A 19,033-nucleotide genomic window follows, 5' to 3' on the forward strand; every position below is an offset into this window, starting at 1 on the left:
GCGGGCTGAACTATCTTTTCCAGACCATCACCGGCCAGTACTTTGGCGACTGGCTGCTGGAGATCATCCAGCTGCCGCTGCTCAAGCTGGGCCAGGGCTTTGTCATGGTGATTGCCGTCACGGCGCTGACCCAGCTCTTCTGGTTCTTCGGCATCAACGGCTCCAGCGCCCTGGCCCCGGTGGTCGGCTCGATCTGGGCCACGGCGCAGAACGCGAATCTGCTGGCGGCCGCTAACGGGCACAAGATTCCCTACCTGTGGACCAGTACTTCCTTTGTGGTCTTTGGCGTCAGCGGGGTCTGCCTGCCTTTGGTCATTGCCATCCTGCTGGCCTCCAAGCGCGGCGACCACCGGACCCTGGCCAAGGTGGCCCTGGCCCCGGCGGTCTTCAACGTCAATGAGCCCATGCTTTACGGGATGCCGATCATTTTAAACCCGGTTTACTTTTTGCCCTTCACGCTGGCGCCGCTGGCCAACGTGTCTTTGGCCTACTTGGCGACGCGGCTAGGCTGGGTCAACCGGGTGCAGGCCTCCGTGCCCAACATCATGCCCCCGGTCATCGGCCCGTACCTGGCCTGCAATTACGACTGGCGGGCCCTGGTCTTGTCCTTGCTGAACCTGCTGGTGGCCGTTTTGATCTGGCTGCCTTTCGTCAAGGCAGCCGACAAGATCGGCAGCCAGGGCGAGCCAAGACGCTTTTTCATGCCCCAGTATTGAGACCGACTTGCTTAAAGCACTAGCTTTTTAGGAACTTTTTTTGTAAAATTAAATGTGTTGCATGGCCCGGTAGCTCAGTTGGATAGAGCACTGGTTTCCTAAACCAGGTTGTCGCGAGTTCAAATCTCGCCCGGGTCATCGACCTGCCCCTTACCTCGAGTAAGGGGTTTTTCTTTGCTTTTTATAAAAAAGGCCGCTCCTTTTAACAAAAATTTAAAGAAAGTAAAGTTCTTGGAAAAAGAAACCGGATTCTTTGCTTTTCCTAAAAAAATTATGAAAGTGTTCAGAAAAAGGATTGCAAAGCAAGAAATCTTTCTCTATAATTCAAGACATCAGTTTATGAGAGAGAGATTAAACTATATTTAATCCTCATAATCTGTCCAAACCGTAATTTTAATTTTTTGCCGTTAGGAGGCGGAGACTATATGTCTGAAACAACTCAAACAAAAGAAACAGTTGGATCATTTACGATGAAAGTCCTTAATGGTTCAGCGACTGCCATTATCGTGTCACTTTTACCAAGTGCCATTTTGTCAACTTTCTTGACTCCTTTTGCAGGAAGCAACGCGATTGTGGCCAATCTTTTGCACATTGTGACCGTCTTCCAATATTTCTTCTCGGTAATGTGCGGTTTCTCAACCGCCAAGCAGTTCAACCTGGGCTACACTGAATCCGCCTGTGTCGGTGGCGCGGCCTTCCTGGGTTCAGGCTGTATTACGGCCGTCACTACTACTGTCAAGGGCGTAAGTACCACGACCTACCAGTTAGCTGGGATGGGCGACGTTATCAACACCATGCTGACGGCAGCCGTAGCCGTGCTCTTTATCAAGTGGGTCGGCAACCGCTTTGGCTCCCTGGGGATCGTCTTCTTCCCGATCCTTGCCGGCACCGGCGTCGGCTTCCTGGGCAGCCTGACCAAGCCTTACGTGTCCCTGGTAACCACGGCCATCGGTGACGTCATCAACACCTTCACCAAGCTGGCTCCGTACCCGATGTGTATCCTGATCGCCATGTCCTTTGCCATCATCATCGTTACGCCGCTGTCAACGGTCGCAATTTCCGTGGCCATCGGCCTGGCCGGCATGGGTTCAGCCGCTGCCGGTTTCGGCCTGGCAAGCACCGCGGCCTTCCTGATCTGGGCAACCTTAAAGGTTGACAAGCCAGGTGTCCAAGTTGCCATCTTCTTAGGCGCTATCAAGATGATGATGCCAAACTTCCTGAGATACCCGGTGATCGGGATCCCGATCGCTTTGACCGCGGCTGTCTCAACCCTGTCAGTGCCGATGCTTGGCCTTAAGGGTACCCCGGCTTCAGGTGGTTTCGGCCTGATCGGTGCCGTTTCACCGCTGGCTTCATACAACGCCGGCTTCCACAACATCCTTGTCCTCGTGATCGTCTGGGTAGTCGTACCGTTCGCGGTTGGCTACTTAATGAAGAAGATCTTCGTCGACTGGACCAAGATCTGCAAGCCGGAATACTTCGTCAGCCCGGCCCGTTAATTGTCATTAGTAAACTCCTTAATCAAGCCAATAACACATATTTTTCCTTATACATATACATGTCAAGTCCACGGCTGCTGCTTTGCCAGCCGTGGCTTTTTTGTGCGCTTGACAAAAAATAATATTATTAGTAGTCTAAAGTGAATCAAATGTTTAAGGAACCTTTAAATTCAGTCCCGTGAGGCTGACAAGGACAGCTTTTTGCGCCGGGTTCCATGATTGGAAAGGAAGATTTTTTTGAAAGAAGATAAGACATTCCGGAACCCTGAAGCGGTTTTGGACGTTCAGGACAAGCCGAAATTCGGTCCCTGGCTGGTTTTGTCGATCCAGCACCTGTTCACGATGTTCGGTTCGACCGTCCTCGTGCCGCTGCTGATCGGCTTGAAGCCAAGCATCGCGCTCTTTTGCTCGGGGGTAGGGACTCTGGTCTACATCCTCTGCACGCAGGCGAAAATCCCGGCCTACCTGGGTTCGTCTTTTGCTTTTATCGCGACCATGCAGGCTTTGATGAAGAATTACGGCTATCCGGCCGTAGGGCAGGGGGCGATCGCGGCCGGCCTGGTCTACGTCATCGTGGCCCTTTTGATTGCCCGCTTCGGCTCGCGCTGGCTGGACAAGATCCTGCCGCCGATCGTGGTCGGCCCGATCATTATCGTCATCGGCCTGTCCCTGGCGACGACGGCGGCCAATGACGCCATGCTCAACGCCAGCGGCAAGTACAGCCTGACTTACTTCGGGGTGGCAATTTTCACCCTGGTCATTACCATCATCTTCAACATGTTCTTGAAGGGCTTCCCGAGCATGATTCCCGTCTTGCTGGGGATCATCTGTGGCTACCTCATGGCCCTGGTCTGCGGGATCGTGGACCTGTCTGGAGTAGAAAGCGCCAAGTGGTTCTCTTTGCCGGCCTTTGACGTCTTGGGCGTCAGCTACAAGTTCAAGTGGTACCCGGCCGCCATCATCACCATGGCCCCGATCGCTTTTGTCACCATGACCGAGCACATGGGCCACATCATGGTCTTGAACAAATTGACCAAGCGGAACTTCTTCAAGGACCCGGGCCTGCACCGGACCCTGCTGGGCGATGGTCTCTCCAGCATCATCGCCGGCTTCTTGGGCGGCCCGCCAACGACTTCTTACGGTGAGAACATCGGCGTTTTGGCCATGACCAAGGTCCACAGCGTCTTCGTCTTGGGCGGGGCAGCCTTCTTCGCCATCGTCTTCTCCTTTGTCGGGAAGATCTCAGCCGTGATCGAGTCCATTCCGACCCCGGTCATCGGCGGGATTTCCTTCCTGCTCTTCGGGATGATCGCGGCCAACGGCCTGCGGATCCTGGTTGACAACAAGATCGACTTTGAAAAGAAGCGGAACTTGGTTATTGCTTCCGTGATCCTGGTCATCGGGATCGGCGGCACCTACCTGAAGATCGGTTCCTTCCAGCTGACCAGCATTGCCCTGGCAACCGTGTTCGGGATTCTCTTGAACCTGATCTTGCCGGAAAAGGCCGCCAGCGAACAATAGAATTTTTGCAAACAGCCTTCCATAATTGCATGGAAGGCTATTTTTTATTTAAAAAGCGGCCTTTTTGGTTTAAGATAAGTAAGTAACCATTATCAAACAGAGGGATTTTTTTCATGAACAATTTACCAGAAGAATTAGCAAAAATCGTCAAGGAAGTCGACGAGCAGATCGCCGACCGCCTGCACGAGATCGATGAGCAGGTCGTCTACAACCAGGCCAAGGTCTTGGAAGCCTTCGTCGACAACGCGGTTGCGGAATCTGACCTCAAGGGGACCAACGGCTACGGGGACGACGACGAAGGCAGAGACAAGCTGGAGCGGGTCTATGCCCAGGTCTTCCACACTGAAGACGCGCTGGTGCGGCCGCAGTTCGTTTCCGGCACCCACACTCTGGCAACTGCCCTTGACGGCAACCTGGTGCCAGGCGACACCTTGACTTACTTGACGGGGATGCCCTACGACACCCTGCAGCACGCCATCGGCCTTACCCCAGACAAGGCCGGCACCTTGATTGAAAAAGGGGTCAACTTCTCTTACGTGCCGCTGAAAGAAGACGGCAGCGTCGACTTTGAAGAAGGCGAAAAGATCTTGAAGCGCGACCAGCCGAAGATCGTGGCCATCCAACGGTCCCGGGGCTACGACACCCGGGAAAGCTTCCCGGTAGCCAAGGTCAAGGAAATGATCGACTTCATCAAGGAAGTCAGCCCGAAGTCCTACATCTTTGTTGACAACTGCTATGGGGAATTCTCTGAAAAGCATGAACCGACTGAATACGGGGCCGACTTCATGGCTGGTTCTTTGATCAAGAACGCCGGGGGCGGGATTGCCCAAACCGGTGGCTACATCGTCGGCAAGAAGGAACTGGTGCACCGGGCAGCCAGCCGGCTTTTTGCCCCAGGGATCAGCGACTCAGAAGGCCCAACCTTAAACAGCCTGCACGAATTCTACGAAGGCTTCTTCCTGGCGCCAAACGTGACCGGGGAAGCCATCAAGGGGATGATCTACTCAGCTGCCTTGATGGAAAAGCTGGGCTTCAACGTGTCTCCTAAGTGGGACGCGCCGCGGACCGACTTGATCGAACTGATCACCTTCAACGACAAGGAAAAGATGATCAAGTTCTGCCAGGAAGTGCAGAAGAACTCGCCGGTTGACTCCTTCGTCACTCCTATTCCAAGCCACATGCGGGGCTATGAAGATGAAGTCATCATGGCCGGGGGGACCTTTGTCTCCGGGTCAACGGTCGAATTCTCAGCTGACGGCCCGATCCGTCCGCCTTACGCTGTCTACATGCAGGGCGGTTTGACTTACGCCCACGACAAGATCGCCGTGACCAACGCGGTCAAGTCAGTGCTTTTTGGCGACTAAGGGAAAAAGGCAAAATAAGGAAAATAGTTCAAGAGATAGAAAAAACGTTGACACTGCCTTGTGTCAACGTTTTTTGTCATATTAATCTTCTTTGAGGACTTCAGCCCAGACTTCGCCGCCTTCCTGGTAGACCCCTTGAATTTCCGGGTCAAGGCCTGGGAACTTTTGAGCAGCGCCAATCAAGACTTGGAAGTAATCAACGTCCAAGTCCTGCCAGCGCTCGCCTGGAGCCACGATGAAGACCCCTGGCGGGTAAGGGAGGGCGCCTTCTAAGGCCACCCGGCCCTTGGCGTCGGCCAATTTGACCAGCTCGCTGTTGCCGTGGACGAATTCGCGGTCAGCTTCTTTTGGCGTCATCTCGTAGTCTTGGAAGCTGCCTTTTAAGAAGAGAGCCTGCTGGAGCTTAAAGATGTCATGGCCTTGGTAGTAGTGGTGGAGCTCCTGGCAGAGCTGGTAGAGGGTGTAACCCTTATAGCGGTCAGGATACTGGGCCACTAATTCCGGCATGATGGAAGACAGGGGAGCCTTAGTCAAGTAGGCTTCTTCAAAGGCCAGCAAGGCCGAGAAGAGGCCGTTCATGTCGACTTGCCCTTCGCCTGGCGTCAGCAGATACAAGGTAGAGTAGCTGTCTGACTTTTCCGGGATGATGTGCTTTTCGTGCAGGTAGAGGGAAACGATGGCGCCAGGGATGCCTTCTTCAGTAAAGGCCGCTTTTGCCAGGTCAATGCCCGGCGTCATCAAGGTGACTTTTACCGGGCTTAGGGCAACTTCGCCTGGAGCGATCAATTTGAAGCCATGCCAGTCATCATCTGGGGACAGTTTCCAGGCTTCTGGGTCCTGGGCCAAGACATCAGTTGGCAGGTCTTCCCACTTTTGCCCGTGGACAGTTGGGGGAACGAGGGGCTTAAAGAGCTTGCTTTCCTTTAAAAGCCGCTTGCGGAAGTCGATGCCTAATTTAACGGTATCGTTCCACCAATTGTTAACGGCCGGTGAAGCAGCCATGGCGCTGTTAGCGACAAGGGAAGCGTAGACCGGGTAGGAGTAGCTGGTCGTAACGTACTTCATGTAGGCGTGGTTAAAGTGCTTGTGGTCGACGTAGCGCTTTTGCCCCTTGATATGGCTGTCTTTTTTCAAAATCTGGGAGGCCTGGCCCACGCCGGCTTGCTGCTTGTGGACGGACTGGGTGACCAGGATGCCGGGGTCATTGGGGCCTAAGTCCTGCTGGAAGGGAGAATAGTCTCTGAGGACGTCGACGAACTGTTCGTAGCCGCCCCAGGCGCAGTCAAAGAGGATGTAGTCACACAGGCGGCCGAGCTTTTTCAAGATAAGCTTGGCGTCATAGAAAATACCGTCGTAGGTTTCCAGCTGCAGAACCGCTAGGCGGAAAGGCCGGTCAGCCTTGGCGCGGTCAGGGTCAATTTTGGCAATTTCCTGGCGGATCAAGTCTTCGTCCAGGCTAGAAGCGATCAAGGGACCGATTAAGCCGTCAGCGTTCCGGTCAGTCGGCAGATAGACCGGCTTGGCCCCGGTCATGACCAGGGCACTGTTGTAGATGGACTTGTGGTTGTTGCGGTCAAAAAGGACCAGGTCGCCTTCATCTAAAAGGGCGGTGGTGCAGATAGTGTTGGCGCTGGTCGTCCCGTTGGTGCAGAAGTAGACCTTGTCGGCGTTGAAGGCTTTAGCCGCTTCTTGCTGGGCTTCTAAGGGCCCGCCAGTGTGGTTCATCATATCGCCGAGCTCTGAGACGCAGTCAGAAGTATCGGCTCTGAAGTAGTTGTCACCGAAGAAGTTGCGCAAGACTGCTCCGGCTGGGTGGCGGTCATAGAAGCGGCCGTTGTGGTGGCCAGGAGTATCGAAGACCAGGTCGTCTTGGTCAGAAAAAGCCGTCAGCTCCCGGATAAAGCGGGGAACATTAGCTTCTTCGTAGGCCTGGGCCAAGCGGCTGATTTCAGCTGGGGAGGTCTCAGGGCCAAATTCGATCAAGGGCAAGTCCAGGCCCAGCTTTTCCTTCATGGTCTGGTAGATGCCCCGGGACCGGCTGTCTTTTTCGTCGATGACGACGGCAGCCAGGCTGGCCGGGTTGACCAGCTCGGTCAGTTCAGTTTTGGGCCAGTCGATTGGCAGATAGGGCAGAAGTTCTTTTTTAGCAGCGATTGCTAGATAATGCATTGAAAAAATCCTTTCTGTTTCATGGGTTGACGGAAGTTGCTACTTATACTTGCGGTCACGTTCATCGCGGAAAAGGTGATCAAAGAACCAGTCGTATTGAGAGAGAAAAAAGAGGATACCGATGATAGCCGCGACTTGAAGCCAGACCGGGATGTTGTAATCTCTGGTCAGCTTAAGAAAAGCAACTCTCAAGTAGGAATGGCCAACAAACAGCCAATACAAAGAGTCGAGAATAGCTGCAGCGGATAAAAGAGTTGCAGTTACTCGCAAAAACTTTTTCATATCTATTCCTTTCTGTTACTTAGTATTTTTATAAAAGCGCTTACCACCGAATTCGGTACCTTTATAAAAAAATTGTAGTAGACATAGGTAAATTATACACTTTCAAGCTTTTTTTGCCAAAAAGCATTCTCAATTGCCGCCTTTAGTGATGTTTCCTTTTGGCGTATTTACTTGCACGAAAAAGGCCTGCTTTTCTTGTTAAGAGTAAATTAAGCAAATATTTTTTACTAAAAGCCGGCTAATGACCGGTATGCGGATAACTTTCACTTAATATTTGAAAGAATTCTTATTGAATTGAAAAAACTATAGAATTTTTAAAACAATAGGAATAAAATGAAAACGACACTTTTTTGATTGGAGATGGTGCAGTGACCAGCTTTTTAAAGCGCCAGAACAAGCCCCCGTGCAGGCAAATTGCCGCTTAAGACAACTTGACCAATAAGGAGCTTGATTTACAGAATGATTGAAGAAACCCCAAAGAAACATTACATGGCCTGGATGACCTTGGCGATGCTCGACTTCGTCACCATCATTCGCTTTGAAGATGTTTTCTACCCATACCAAAACCAAGGTCTGTCCGTAATCTTTTCATGGATTTTCCTTTTGATTTGCTACCAATTGCCATATACCTTGATCGCTACCCAATTGGGCCTGGCCTACAAGGATACTGAAGAAGGGGGCCTGGCCTCCTGGATCCGGCGGGGGACGGGCAGCGACGTATTAGGCTACGCGACCAGCTGGATGTACTGGGCCCAAACCGTGCCCTACCTGGTGGACGTGTCCAACTCCATCATCGTCTCCATTTCCTGGATGATCCTGGGCAACAACACTTTGGGCAAGCACATGTCACCTTTCATGTTCGGCCTTTTGACCTTTGTCATCATCTTGATCTTCATCTTGTGCGAAAGTGCATATAAAAACTCCCTGGACCTGCTGTCCTTGATCGGGGGGATTGCCATGTTTGCCATGTCCGTGATCTTCGTGATCTTGATCATCTGGGCCCTCATGCACGGCGGCCACATCGCCACCAAGATGGAATGGTCCAGCTTCAAGCCGAACTTCAGCGTCCATTACTTCTCAACGACTGGCCTTTTGATTTTCGCCATGTCCGGGGCAGAACTGGCCGCGCCTTACGTGACCCGCCTCAAGAATCCCCGCAAGGAATTCCCAAAGTCAATGTGGATGCTTTTTGCCATGACGGTCTTCATGACCTTGACCGAAACTCTTGGTCTGGCAGTCCTCTTTGACGCCAAGCACATCCCGCACGACTTCAAGATGAACGGGGCCTTCTACGCCTTCCAGCTGTTAGGTGAAGAAGCGGGCATGGGCAAGAGCCTCATGTACATGTACGCCATCGTCTGCCTCTTGAACTTCATGGCTGACCTGGCCGCCTTGATTGACGCAGCCAGCCGGGTCTTTGCCTCTGACACGTCAGAAAAGTACATGCCAAGCTGGCTCAGAAAGAAGAACAAGGATGGCCTGCCAGTCAACAGTTACGTTTTGACTTGCAGCATCACACTCTTCCTTCTGCTTTTGTCAGGGACCTTGCCGGAAATCAACGACATCTTCAACTGGCTTTTGAACTTGAACGGGATCGTATCCCCGTACAAGACTTCCGTAGTCTTCCTGGCCTTCTTAGCCTTCCGCTACCGGCACAAGACTTTTGCCGACGGCGACTTCGTCTTCATCAGAAATCACAAGGGGGCCCTGGCGGTCGGCTGGTGGTGCTTCATCTTCACCTTCATCTGCGCGACGATGGGCTTCCTGCCGCAGGACGTTACCTTTGACAGCCCGCAGTGGACCAAGCAGCTTTGGATGAACATCATCACGGTTATCGTTCTCTTCGGGACCGGCTTCCTTCTGCCATGGCTCAGAAAGCTGGAACTGAAGCACCAAGCCAAGGCTAACAGCTAAAAGCAAGTAAAAAGAATAATGCAAAAAGAAATAAGGAATCAGCGAGGCTGATTCCTTATTTTTGTCTTATTTAGCTTATTTAGCTTTTTCCTGCCGCATTTCCAGCTTGCGCAGAAGCGGCAGCACCAGACCAGTGCCAAAAAGGAAGAGGACGACGACAATATTCATCCAGAGTTGTCTGAACCAATGGGCGGAAAATGGCGTCCCGTTTTGCGGGAAGAAGGCCATGGTGGCACAGATAAAAGTCAAAAGGAAGCACCACCAGCCTACGGCTAAAGCACCTTTCCGATTCCGGATAAAGACATACTCGTCTTTGGCGAAAGTCTTTTTCTAGTAGCGCAAAAGCAAAAACGCCAAGAACACGACTGAGGTCTTGTAGGGAGAAACGATCGTGTTGACATTCAAGAGCCAGTTGACGAAGTCATTGATCTTTGGCAGAGTGCCGCCCAGCAAAACCAGGATCAAGGTCGTGGCCGCGGTAAAGATGTAGCTGTTAATCGGCTGGCCGGACTTGGTCTTCTTCCAGAACCAGCGCGGCATGTAGTTGGCGGTCGTGTCTGCTGCCAAAAAGCGGCTGGCGGCATCGATCAAAGCCGCGATCTGGGCCAAAAGGGAGATCAAGCAGACGATCGAGTACATGTACATCAAAGTATTGCCCAGGCCAGCTTCCTGACCCAAAAGCTGGAAGGCGTAGTAGTCACCGTTCATCTTGAAGTCGTTGGGAATGTGCTTGGCGTCAAACAAAACGGCCAGGCCCAACGTTTCAAAGATGACCATGAAGGCGGACATGAAGAAGAGCAGCCACATGGCTTTTGGAAATTCCTTGTTAGGCTTCTTCAAGCGGGAGACGTAAGGTGCCGCCAATTCTGCCCCCGACATGGCAAAAATCAGCATGGAAGCCGAGGAGAAATAGTGCAGGCTCAGCTTGGGCTTGATGTTGGACCAGGACAAGTCGGTCGCGATATGGCCGCCGTGGGTCAAGGACCAGATGATCATGATGAAAAAGACCACGACCGAGGCAAACATGGCGATTCCGCTGTAAAGAGAAGTTTTGTCCAAGGCATCCTTGACCGTGTTGTCAAAGACGATGAAGAGCAGGATGATGGCAAAAGTCAGCAGGCTGAAAGTCAAAGGCGACATCTTTTGCTCCAGGGACTTGTTGCCCAGAATCACCCAGGACAAGGAAACGACTACTGAACTGGCACAGTCAATCAGATACGGGATTGTTTGCGCCCAGTACATCCATCCAGTCGCGTAGCCTAATAGCTCGCTGCCGGTGCCCTGCCTGATCCAGGAAGACATCCCGCCTTCTTCATCGCCGGAATAAGACAGACCCAATTGGGTGGCGATCAAGGTATATGGCAGTTGGTAGAAGATCAGCATGAAGATCCACATGACCAGGACAAACAAACCGTATTCCTGGTAGGGGTAGAAGGGGTCCTCAAAGCTGATGACGGTCAAATAAACGAACATGGACAGGGTGACCCAGCCCATGTAATGTGGACGAGTTTTTTCTTCAGTCATTCTTTATTAAATTCTCCGTGTCAATAAGCGTGATAGTTTTGCCTAACCGCTTTTGAACACGGGGGCTTGTTGCGGCGCCTTAAAAGAGTATGAGCTGGCACTGCATCACCTCCTGAGTGCGTGATACAGTTAATTTTATTGTTTTTTCTGAAAAAACGCTATCTAAATTTCATTGATTTACAAGCAGGGGATGCTGCAGAATCCACAGAGTCAGGGGGATGATGACCAGGGCCAGAATGATGCTGCTGACTCTTAAAGCCCGCCGGGCCTTTTGCCTCAAGGATCTGTCAAAAGAGTAGACCAAGCTGAAGCCAGCCAGGATGATCAAGAGGCTGTCGGCCAGGAGGGGGAAAATATTAATTGTCATAGTGCACCTCAAAATTGTTTTCTCGATTATTTTATGAAAAATTCGCCGCTTTCGCGCCTTTTTGCTATGATTAAGTTAGCAATTTGCTAAGGAGACCAAGTATGCAGAAAATTAAAGTAATGACCGTTTTCGGCACCAGACCAGAAGCTATCAAGATGGCCCCTTTGGTGCTCAAGCTGATCAGTGACGACCGTTTCCAGGCAGTTACTGTGGTTACCGCCCAGCACCGGGAAATGCTGGACCAGGTGCTGGAGATTTTTAAAATCAAGCCGGACTATGATTTAAACATCATGCAGCCCAAGCAGACATTGGCTGACATCACGACCCGGGTTTTGAATTCCTTGAGCCAGATTATCCAGGACGAAAAGCCCGACATTGTATTGGTTCACGGGGACACGACGACTTCCTTTGCCGCCAGCCTGGCTGCCTTCTACCAGCAGACGCCCCTGGGGCACGTGGAAGCAGGCCTCAGAACCTGGAACAAGTACTCGCCTTTCCCGGAAGAAATGAACCGGCAATTGACCGACGTCTTGACCGACCTCTACTTTGCCCCGACTGCCGTCAGCCGGGCCAATCTTTTAAAGGAAGACCATCCTGAAAAAGGCATCTTCGTCACTGGCAACACGGCTATCGATGCCTTGAAGCAGACCGTCCAGGCCGACTACCGGCATGAAGTCTTGGACAAAATCGGCCAAGGCAAGCGGATCATCCTGGTGACCATGCACCGGCGGGAAAACCAGGGCGAACCGATGCGGCGGGTCTTCAAGGTGATGAAGGACGTGGTCGACCAGACCGATGATGTTGAAATCGTCTACCCAGTCCACCTGTCGCCAAGAGTCCAGGAAGCTGCCAAAGAAGTTTTAGGAGGTGACTCCCGGATTCACTTGATCAAGCCTTTGGACGTCGTTGACTTCCACAACCTGGCCAAGCGCAGCTACTTCATCATGACCGACTCTGGCGGCGTGCAGGAAGAAGCCCCGTCTTTGGGCAAGCCGGTTTTGGTCTTGCGGGACACGACCGAACGGCCGGAAGGGGTCAAGGCCGGCACCTTAAAGCTGGTCGGCACCCAAGAGGAGGCCGTCAAGGCGGCCATGCTGGAGCTTTTGACTGATCCAGATGCCTACCAGCAGATGGCGGAAGCCAAGAACCCTTACGGGGACGGCCAGGCTAGCGACCGGATCCTAAACGACATCGCCTGGTGGTTTGGCGGACAGAAGGATCCCAAGCCAGCCGACTTTAGCTGACAGATCAATTTGAACGAAAAAAAGCAGTGAAGCTCAGCTTCACCGCTTTTTTAATTTATTCTGCAGCTTCCGTCTGAAACTTCTTTCTTGCTGTTCAAAGACGGATTTGGTGGTCAAGTAGTTGAAGATGCCGACCAGGATCTGGTCGATGATCTTGACGATCAAAGCCGGCCAGCCGAAAATGCTCATCCCCAGCCACATGATCAAGGTGTCAGGCAGCAGGCTGATGATCCGGTAGGCAAAAAAGGACAGCAGCTTCTGCCACAAACTGTGCTCATGGTCCACATTCTTGGTGAAGACCGCCTTGTGGTTGAACCAGAAGGAGGCCAGGTTGGACACGATAAAGGCAACCGTATTGTCAATGACCAAGACGGTGTGCAAAACGTCATGCATGAACATGAAGACAACCGTGTTGATCAAGGCCGCAACAAAGCCAAAGAACATGTAAACCCATAAATTGCGGTGGCGCTTGAAGATCCGCTCGCCTAAAGCCCGCCGCTGGTTATGATTTTTATCCATTTAATTTGTCCGCCAACTCCTCAGCTGCCTGGTCAATGCGTGCAATATCGTCATCGTCTGGCGCGTTCTCGACCGTAAGCGGCGGGATCAGCTCCTTGGCCCCGCAGGCCAGGAAGGCCTTCTCAAAGTCGAACACGTTCTCGCAGTAGTGTTCCTTGTAGGTCTTGTCGCCTGAACCCATGACGGCAAAGGACTTGCCGGTCAGGTCAAGTTCCTTGAGCTGGTCATAAAAGTCGGCGATTTCGTCGGTCATGACGCCTTCGCCGTAGGTGTAGGTAACAAACACGCACAGGTCGCTGTCCAAATAGTCACTGGCATCAGTGAAGCTGACGTCAGAACAATCTACTTCCAGGCCGCTGTCCAGCAGATCTTCTTCCAGAATTTCGGCCATGTCTTCATCGTTGCCAGTCATGCTGGCAAACACAATTTTCGCTCTCATGAATGAAGCTCCTAAAAAAGTAATTTCTACAGTATTATACACGATTTGCGCTGGCTTGGCGAATCGGGCGCTTTGCTACTTTAGCAAACTTTTAAAAAAGGTTATAATGGTGAAGACAAACTGTTTCATTATGAAAGGAAAAACAAATTGATTACTATTAAATCTGTTCGTGAACTTAAGGGCATGCAGGCTTCAGGCCACTTGCTGGCAACCATGTTCGAAGCTTTGCGTGATGTCATCAAGCCGGGCATCTCCACCTGGGACATCGAAGAATTCTGCCAGGAATTCGTTTCCAGCCGGGGCGGCCGCCTGTCAGAACAAGGCTTTGAAGGCTACAAGTACGGCACCTGCATCTCCGTCAACGATGAAATTGCCCACAACATTCCGCGCAAGAACGTCTTTTTGAAGGACGGCGACCTGGTCAAAGTCGACGTGACCTGCAACTTGAACGGCTATGAATCCGACTCCTGCACCACTTACGGGGTCGGCAAGATTTCCGAAGAAGACCAGCACCTGATGGACGTGACCAAGAAGGCCATGTACATGGGGATCGACCAGGCCGTTGTCGGCAACCGCATCGGCGACATCGGCGCTGTCATCCAGCACTATGTTGAAGACGAAGAAGGCTACGGCGACGTCCGGGAACTGATCGGCCACGGCATTCAGCCGTCAATCCACGAAGATCCGGAAGTGCCGCACTGGGGCAAGGCCGGCCATGGCCTGCGCCTGCGCGAAGGCATGACGATCACCGTTGAACCGATGGTTGAAGCCGGCGGGGACTGGAGAATTTTGCAAAAGACAGTCGACGATCCGAAGGACGACTGGGTCTTCTACGCAACTCCTGACGGCTCCAAGTCAGCCCAGTTTGAGCACACCTTTGCCATCACCAAGGACGGTCCAAAGATCCTGACCCTGCAGAAGCCGTACGACGGCCTGGAAAAGTACATCCCGCACTTTGATGAAATGGACGATTAAGCATGACTGAAAAAATTGAGCCAGGACAAAAGGGCTCGGGGCGCTTCCTGCAGACTCTGTCATCGGTCGTTTCGCAGGGGGAAATTTTTCAAAGCTCCATTGTCATCGCCTACTACATCCTGTTCTCAATTTTTCCGATCATCATCATCATCGGAAACCTGCTGCCGCTGTTTCGCCTCAAGACCGGCCCGATCGTCGAATACTTGCGGATGATCCTGCCCAGCGACATTGCCAGCTACATCATTCCGATCGTGGAAACCCTGCTGAAGTCCAACTCGACAGGCTACATCTCCTTCGGTGTGATCGTGGCCTTGTGGTCCATGTCCTGTATGGTCAACGCGGTCCGCATCGGGATGAACCGGCTTTACGGCGTCCACAATACGGAGCTCAAGCTCGGCTTTTGGCACTTTATCTGGAACAGGACGCTGACCATCATCTTCAGCGCCTTGATGGTGACGATGTTTATTTTCCTGGCCCTGGTGGCAGTCTTTGGGCAGGAAGTGCTGCATTTCCTGGCACCGATCTTCAACCTGTCCTTGACCTGGATTGACAAGCTCTTCAGCTACCGCTGGCTGGTTTTGCTGGTGCTGATGCTGATCGGCGTTTTCTACTTGAACGCGGTCGTGCCGAACGTCCGCTCCAAGAAGGTCCTGCTTCCCGGCACCATTACCACGGTGATCGGCTGGGAGGCCCTGTCATATCTGTTTTCCTTCTATTTGAAAAATTTTCCGGTCAAATGGGAAAATTATGGTATAGTTGGAACTTTTATCATTTTTATGCTATGGCTCAACCTGCTGGCGATACTGTTGCTCTTCGGGACGGCGGTCAACGTGAGCCTGGACCGGCTGCGCCAAGGGCCGGCGGTCTATTCTAACGGGCCTTTGGCTGAATTTATCGCCAAGCGGCGGAAGGCATAAGATCAAGAACTGGTCTGGGTCTACTAGATTATTCTGTAGAAATATGTTATTATACGCTTGCATTTAAAATGCTTTCATCAATGAGAACAAATATAGGAAAAGAGGATGTAAATACATGAAAGTCAGAAAAGCGATCATCCCGGCAGCCGGTCTGGGAACCAGATTTTTGCCGGCAACCAAGGCAATGCCTAAGGAAATGCTGCCGATCGTTGACAAGCCAACTATTCAATTCATCGTTGAAGAAGCCATCGCCTCAGGGATCGAAGACATTTTGATCGTTACCGGCCGGAGCAAGCGGTCAATCGAAGACCACTTTGACTCCAACACTGAACTGGAAGACAACCTGACCGAAAAGCACAAGGACGCTTTGCTGAAAGTAGTTCGGGAAACGACCATGTCCAACATGAAGGTCAACCTTTACTTTACCCGCCAGCCGCATCCAAACGGCCTGGGGGATGCCGTCAACCGGGCACGCAGCTTTATCGCCGGCGAGCCTTTCGTTGTCATGCTGGGCGACGACTTGATGAGAGACAAGACCCCGCTGACCAAGCAGCTGATCAACTGCTACGACGAAACCCACGCTTCAACCATCGCGGTCATGAAGGTGCCGCATGAAGAAGTCAACAAGTACGGGGTGATCGACCCGATCGGCGAAACCGCTCCTGATCTGTACAACGTCAAGGCTTTCGTTGAAAAGCCGGATGTTGACAAGGCTCCGTCTGACCTGGCAATCATTGGCCGCTACCTGCTGACGCCGGAAATCTTTGACATGCTGGACAAGCAAAAGGCCGGTGCCGGCGGCGAAATCCAGCTGACTGACGCCATCGACGCCTTGAACAAGACCCAGCGCGTCTTTGCCCACGAATTCAAGGGCCAGCGCTTTGACGTCGGCAACAAGGAAGGCTACATGGAAACCTCAATCCAATACGGTCTCCGTCACCCGGAAACCAAGGATGCCCTGCGCAAGTACATCATCGACCTGGGCAAGAAGCTTGAGAGCGAAGGCAAGAAGCCTGCTGGCAAGTAAGCAAAAAATCCGTCTGTTTGACAGACGGATTTTTTATTTTATTTTTTGTTTTTGCCCTGGGTCTTACCGGCAGATTATCCGGCGTTCGGCGGGCTGGATCTGGATGCCGTAGACGGGCAGGGTCCGGTCCTGCCAGCAGAAGCTGAGGGGGATTGCCGCGTCGCCCTTGCCGGTCAGCCGGCGGAACTTGTCGACCGTCAGAGGCCGGGAGCCGCAGCAGAGCTGGCAGTCTTCCCGGGCCAGGATGAACTTGCTGAGCGGGCGGAGGTTCTGGTCAACTTTTAAGTAAAGCTGGTTTTGCCCGTTCAAGCCGGTCAACAATTGTAAAAAATCTTGAAGCAGCATCTGTAAACCTTTCTTTTTTGATTGTGGTATACTGTTCATATTGCTGAAAATAAAGCAAAAAACAAGGAAGAGGATCAGGTGAACGATTTGCGCAAGAAAAAAATCAATTCCCGGCGGCTGGTGAAAGTTCTCGTCAGTCTGTTCGTCCTGCTCAGCCTTGGGCTGATCGGGGCCGGCTGCTACTTTTTCAACATGGCCGTGGTTCCGGGGAAAAAGAGCTTTGTAAGCAACGGGACGATAAAGCTGACCAAGTCGACGCCCCTGTACAAGCAGAAGCTCTGGTACCAGCAGGTAAAAAAGCAGCACTGGCAGATGCAGTCGGCTAAAAACAATTATCGCCTTAAGGCCAATTATATTCCAGCGAAAAACTCCCGCAAGACCGTGATCATTCTGCACGGCTACATGTCCAACAAGGAAAACATGGGGGCTTATGCCCAGCTTTTCCACTCCCTGGGCTACAACACCCTCCTGCCTGACGCTGAAGCCCACGGGCAGAGCCAGGGCAAGTACGTCGGCTACGGCTGGCTGGAAAAAAACGACGTCAAGAAGTGGGCCGAGAAAGTGATCAAGAAAAACGGCCAGAAGAGCCAGATCGTGATCTTCGGCGTCTCCATGGGCGGGGCGACGACCATGATGACGGCGGGGCTCAAGCTGCCCAAGCAGGTCAAGTGCTTTATTGAAGACTGCGGCTATACCAGCGCCAAAAACGAAATCGAGCATGAGGCCAAGGCCCTGTACAATATGCCGGCCTTTCCGCGCTTTCCGCTGGTGGAAATCCTGAGCGGGATCACCCGCTTGAAGGCGGGCTACTTTTTGGGCCAGGCGTCAAGCGTGGCCCAGCTGAAGAAGAACCACCGGCCGATGCTGTTTATCCACGGAAGCAAGGACAGCTTCGTGCCGACGGAGATGGTCTACAAGAACTACCGGGCCACAAAGGGGCCAAAGCAGCTCTTGATCGTCAAGGGCGCCCAGCATGCGAAGTCCTATGAACACAGCCCGGCCCTGTATGCGCGCACGGTGGCAAAATTTTTGGCAAAATACGTCAAATAAACTCTTGCAAGCGTTTGCAATGTATGCTATACTGAAGGCGTGGAAGAGGTAGAAAACAACTGAACAGAAGTTTTTATCTCCAGATTGTAATTATTATTCGCTGTCTCTCTTAACGGGACCATATAAAGGCTTGAAGCTTTTAACCAAGTGGCGATACGCAATAGTCTAATTCATTTCATACGCTAGCACGTAAAACTCGAACATGTGACTGTTTTATCTTAGCCGGTATAGCCATTGGTGAATTCTTAAAATTGAATATCGTGACTATTAATTTGATGAGCTACCTCATCCACTTGGAAAAACTGCCGGGGGCAGTTCAAAGGCGAGAAGATTTGATCTTCTCGCCTTTTCTAATGCTTAAATTTTTACTTGCGCAGGGTCAGCTTGGCAATGCATTCGCAGCGCGGCGTCTGCGGCAGCATGTCGACGTTTTCGATGACCCGGACGTCGTAGGCCTCGCCCAGCAGGACCAGGTCCTGGGCCAGGGTGGACGGGTTGCAGGAAATGTAGACGAAGCTGGCCGGCTTGACTCTGAGCAGGGTCTTGATCAAGGATTTGGCCAGGCCGGTCCGCGGCGGGTCGACGATCAAAGCGTCGATCGGCAGGCCGTCAGCCTTCAGCCGGGGCAGGACCTTTTCAACGCTGCCCTGCAGGTAGTCGGCGTTTCTGACATGGTTGAGCTCGACATTGTGCCGGGCGTCCAGAACGGCTTCAGGAATGCTTTCGATGCCGACGACCTGCTTGACCTGGTCGGCCGCCAAGATCCCCAGGGTGCCGACGCCGGAATAAGCGTCGATCAGGGTCATGTCCGGCGTTAAGCTGAGCAGGCGCAGGGCTTCAGAATACAGGGTGGCCGTCTGGACTGGGTTCAGCTGGAAGAAGGCCCGCGGGCTCAGGGCAAACTTTTTGCCCATGATTTCTTCGGTGATCTGGTTCTTGCCCCGCAGCTTGGTCGTCTTGTTGCCCCAAACCTGCGGATTTTGCCAGTCGGTTTCGTTTTGGTAGACGGAAACCACCTTCGGCAGGCGCATGATCTCGTCGGCCAGCTGCAAAAGCCGGTCCAGTTTGTGGCCGACGGTGATCAAAGTCACCTGGATTTCCTGGCTGGCTTCGGCCTGCCGGACCACGACGGTCTTGATGCCAGGCAGCTGCCGGCGGCGG

At 52.4% G+C, this 19,033-nt stretch carries 17 protein-coding genes, 1 tRNA gene and 1 pseudogene; 11 read left to right on the top strand and 8 right to left on the bottom strand.

Annotation, left to right across the window (positions count from 1 at the left end):
- The 5 genes from lacNas_RS06480 to lacNas_RS06500 all read left to right on the top strand — a co-directional run.
- The coding region (locus tag lacNas_RS06480) for a PTS transporter subunit EIIC (RefSeq protein WP_201346707.1) at positions 1-716 on the top strand (716 nt) is incomplete at its 5' end.
- A gap of 63 nt (positions 717-779) precedes the next feature.
- Positions 780-854: transfer RNA gene (locus tag lacNas_RS06485), tRNA-Arg, on the top strand.
- Between the two features lie 287 nt (positions 855-1,141).
- Positions 1,142-2,215: a PTS sugar transporter subunit IIC gene (locus tag lacNas_RS06490; RefSeq protein ID WP_201331134.1), complete on the top strand. Its 1,074-nt coding sequence runs from the start codon at positions 1,142-1,144 to the stop codon at positions 2,213-2,215.
- 237 nt (positions 2,216-2,452) lie between these two features.
- A complete protein-coding gene (locus lacNas_RS06495; protein WP_201331135.1) occupies positions 2,453-3,736 on the top strand; it encodes a uracil-xanthine permease family protein in 1,284 nt (427 codons plus the stop codon).
- Between the two features lie 113 nt (positions 3,737-3,849).
- Positions 3,850-5,100 carry a methionine gamma-lyase family protein gene (locus lacNas_RS06500; RefSeq protein WP_201331136.1) on the top strand — a complete coding sequence of 417 codons (1,251 nt, stop codon included), beginning with the start codon at positions 3,850-3,852 and terminating at the stop codon, positions 5,098-5,100.
- Between the two features lie 81 nt (positions 5,101-5,181).
- On the opposite strand, the gene lacNas_RS06505 is transcribed toward lacNas_RS06500, so the two are convergent.
- Entirely contained in the window at positions 5,182-7,269 is a 2,088-nt protein-coding gene (locus tag lacNas_RS06505) for a putative ornithine decarboxylase (protein WP_201331137.1), read from the bottom strand.
- Between the two features lie 39 nt (positions 7,270-7,308).
- Positions 7,309-7,551, bottom strand: coding sequence for a hypothetical protein (locus lacNas_RS06510; RefSeq protein ID WP_201331138.1), 243 nt, complete (start codon positions 7,549-7,551; stop codon positions 7,309-7,311).
- A 459-nt stretch (positions 7,552-8,010) separates the two neighbouring features.
- On the opposite strand from lacNas_RS06510, the gene lacNas_RS06515 reads away from it, so the two are divergent.
- On the top strand, positions 8,011-9,465 hold the full coding sequence (locus lacNas_RS06515; protein ID WP_201331139.1) for an APC family permease: 1,455 nt from the start codon (positions 8,011-8,013) through the stop codon (positions 9,463-9,465).
- A 75-nt stretch (positions 9,466-9,540) separates the two neighbouring features.
- On the opposite strand, the pseudogene lacNas_RS06520 reads toward lacNas_RS06515, so the two are convergent.
- Positions 9,541-10,989: pseudogene (locus tag lacNas_RS06520) on the bottom strand (APC family permease).
- Between the two features lie 169 nt (positions 10,990-11,158).
- Positions 11,159-11,356 (bottom strand): hypothetical protein, encoded by a 198-nt coding sequence (locus lacNas_RS06525; RefSeq protein ID WP_201331140.1) that lies wholly within the window; start codon positions 11,354-11,356, stop codon positions 11,159-11,161.
- 101 nt (positions 11,357-11,457) lie between these two features.
- Between lacNas_RS06525 and wecB the strand changes: the two genes are divergently transcribed.
- Positions 11,458-12,600: a non-hydrolyzing UDP-N-acetylglucosamine 2-epimerase gene (gene wecB, locus lacNas_RS06530; RefSeq protein ID WP_201331141.1), complete on the top strand. Its 1,143-nt coding sequence runs from the start codon at positions 11,458-11,460 to the stop codon at positions 12,598-12,600.
- 39 nt (positions 12,601-12,639) lie between these two features.
- Here wecB and lacNas_RS06535 read toward each other — a convergent pair whose 3' ends face one another.
- Positions 12,640-13,119, bottom strand: coding sequence for a GtrA family protein (locus tag lacNas_RS06535; RefSeq protein ID WP_201331142.1), 480 nt, complete (start codon positions 13,117-13,119; stop codon positions 12,640-12,642).
- Positions 13,112-13,558 carry a flavodoxin gene (locus lacNas_RS06540; protein ID WP_201331143.1) on the bottom strand — a complete coding sequence of 149 codons (447 nt, stop codon included), beginning with the start codon at positions 13,556-13,558 and terminating at the stop codon, positions 13,112-13,114. The genes lacNas_RS06535 and lacNas_RS06540 overlap by 8 nt, the downstream gene beginning before the upstream one ends.
- 147 nt (positions 13,559-13,705) lie before the next feature.
- Between lacNas_RS06540 and map the strand changes: the two genes are divergently transcribed.
- The 3 genes from map (at position 13,706) to galU (ending at position 16,477) form a co-directional block, all read left to right on the top strand.
- Positions 13,706-14,533: a type I methionyl aminopeptidase gene (gene map / locus lacNas_RS06545; RefSeq protein ID WP_201331144.1), complete on the top strand. Its 828-nt coding sequence runs from the start codon at positions 13,706-13,708 to the stop codon at positions 14,531-14,533.
- Between the two features lie 2 nt (positions 14,534-14,535).
- Positions 14,536-15,450, top strand: a complete 915-nt coding sequence (locus lacNas_RS06550; RefSeq protein ID WP_201331145.1) for a YihY/virulence factor BrkB family protein — start codon at positions 14,536-14,538, stop codon at positions 15,448-15,450.
- Positions 15,451-15,565: 115 nt separating this feature from the next.
- On the top strand, positions 15,566-16,477 hold the full coding sequence (gene galU, locus lacNas_RS06555) for a UTP--glucose-1-phosphate uridylyltransferase GalU (protein WP_201331146.1): 912 nt from the start codon (positions 15,566-15,568) through the stop codon (positions 16,475-16,477).
- A 63-nt stretch (positions 16,478-16,540) separates the two neighbouring features.
- Here the strand turns inward: galU and lacNas_RS06560 are convergent, their stop codons facing one another.
- Entirely contained in the window at positions 16,541-16,822 is a 282-nt protein-coding gene (locus tag lacNas_RS06560) for a hypothetical protein (protein WP_201331147.1), read from the bottom strand.
- 87 nt (positions 16,823-16,909) lie between these two features.
- Here lacNas_RS06560 and lacNas_RS06565 point away from each other — a divergent pair, with 87 nt between their 5' ends.
- Positions 16,910-17,872 carry an alpha/beta hydrolase gene (locus lacNas_RS06565; protein ID WP_201331149.1) on the top strand — a complete coding sequence of 321 codons (963 nt, stop codon included), beginning with the start codon at positions 16,910-16,912 and terminating at the stop codon, positions 17,870-17,872.
- A gap of 365 nt (positions 17,873-18,237) precedes the next feature.
- Here the strand turns inward: lacNas_RS06565 and rlmD are convergent.
- Positions 18,238-19,033 (bottom strand): 23S rRNA (uracil(1939)-C(5))-methyltransferase RlmD (gene rlmD / locus lacNas_RS06570; protein ID WP_201331148.1); only part of this gene is annotated, 796 nt, incomplete at its 5' end.

Origin of the sequence: Lactobacillus nasalidis, assembly GCF_016587775.1 — a bacterium.
GTDB classification, from domain to species: domain Bacteria; phylum Bacillota; class Bacilli; order Lactobacillales; family Lactobacillaceae; genus Lactobacillus; species Lactobacillus nasalidis.

Coding starts and splice junctions, on each gene's coding strand:
- galU (WP_201331146.1), top strand. CDS start 15,566: ATGAAAGTCAGAAAAGCGATCATCCCGGCAGCCGGTCTGGGAACCAGA.
- lacNas_RS06510 (WP_201331138.1), bottom strand. CDS start 7,551: ATGAAAAAGTTTTTGCGAGTAACTGCAACTCTTTTATCCGCTGCAGCT.
- lacNas_RS06505 (WP_201331137.1), bottom strand. CDS start 7,269: ATGCATTATCTAGCAATCGCTGCTAAAAAAGAACTTCTGCCCTATCTG.
- lacNas_RS06515 (WP_201331139.1), top strand. CDS start 8,011: ATGATTGAAGAAACCCCAAAGAAACATTACATGGCCTGGATGACCTTG.
- lacNas_RS06540 (WP_201331143.1), bottom strand. CDS start 13,558: ATGAGAGCGAAAATTGTGTTTGCCAGCATGACTGGCAACGATGAAGAC.
- lacNas_RS06525 (WP_201331140.1), bottom strand. CDS start 11,356: ATGACAATTAATATTTTCCCCCTCCTGGCCGACAGCCTCTTGATCATC.
- lacNas_RS06550 (WP_201331145.1), top strand. CDS start 14,536: ATGACTGAAAAAATTGAGCCAGGACAAAAGGGCTCGGGGCGCTTCCTG.
- lacNas_RS06500 (WP_201331136.1), top strand. CDS start 3,850: ATGAACAATTTACCAGAAGAATTAGCAAAAATCGTCAAGGAAGTCGAC.
- wecB (WP_201331141.1), top strand. CDS start 11,458: ATGCAGAAAATTAAAGTAATGACCGTTTTCGGCACCAGACCAGAAGCT.
- lacNas_RS06535 (WP_201331142.1), bottom strand. CDS start 13,119: ATGGATAAAAATCATAACCAGCGGCGGGCTTTAGGCGAGCGGATCTTC.
- lacNas_RS06560 (WP_201331147.1), bottom strand. CDS start 16,822: ATGCTGCTTCAAGATTTTTTACAATTGTTGACCGGCTTGAACGGGCAA.
- lacNas_RS06490 (WP_201331134.1), top strand. CDS start 1,142: ATGTCTGAAACAACTCAAACAAAAGAAACAGTTGGATCATTTACGATG.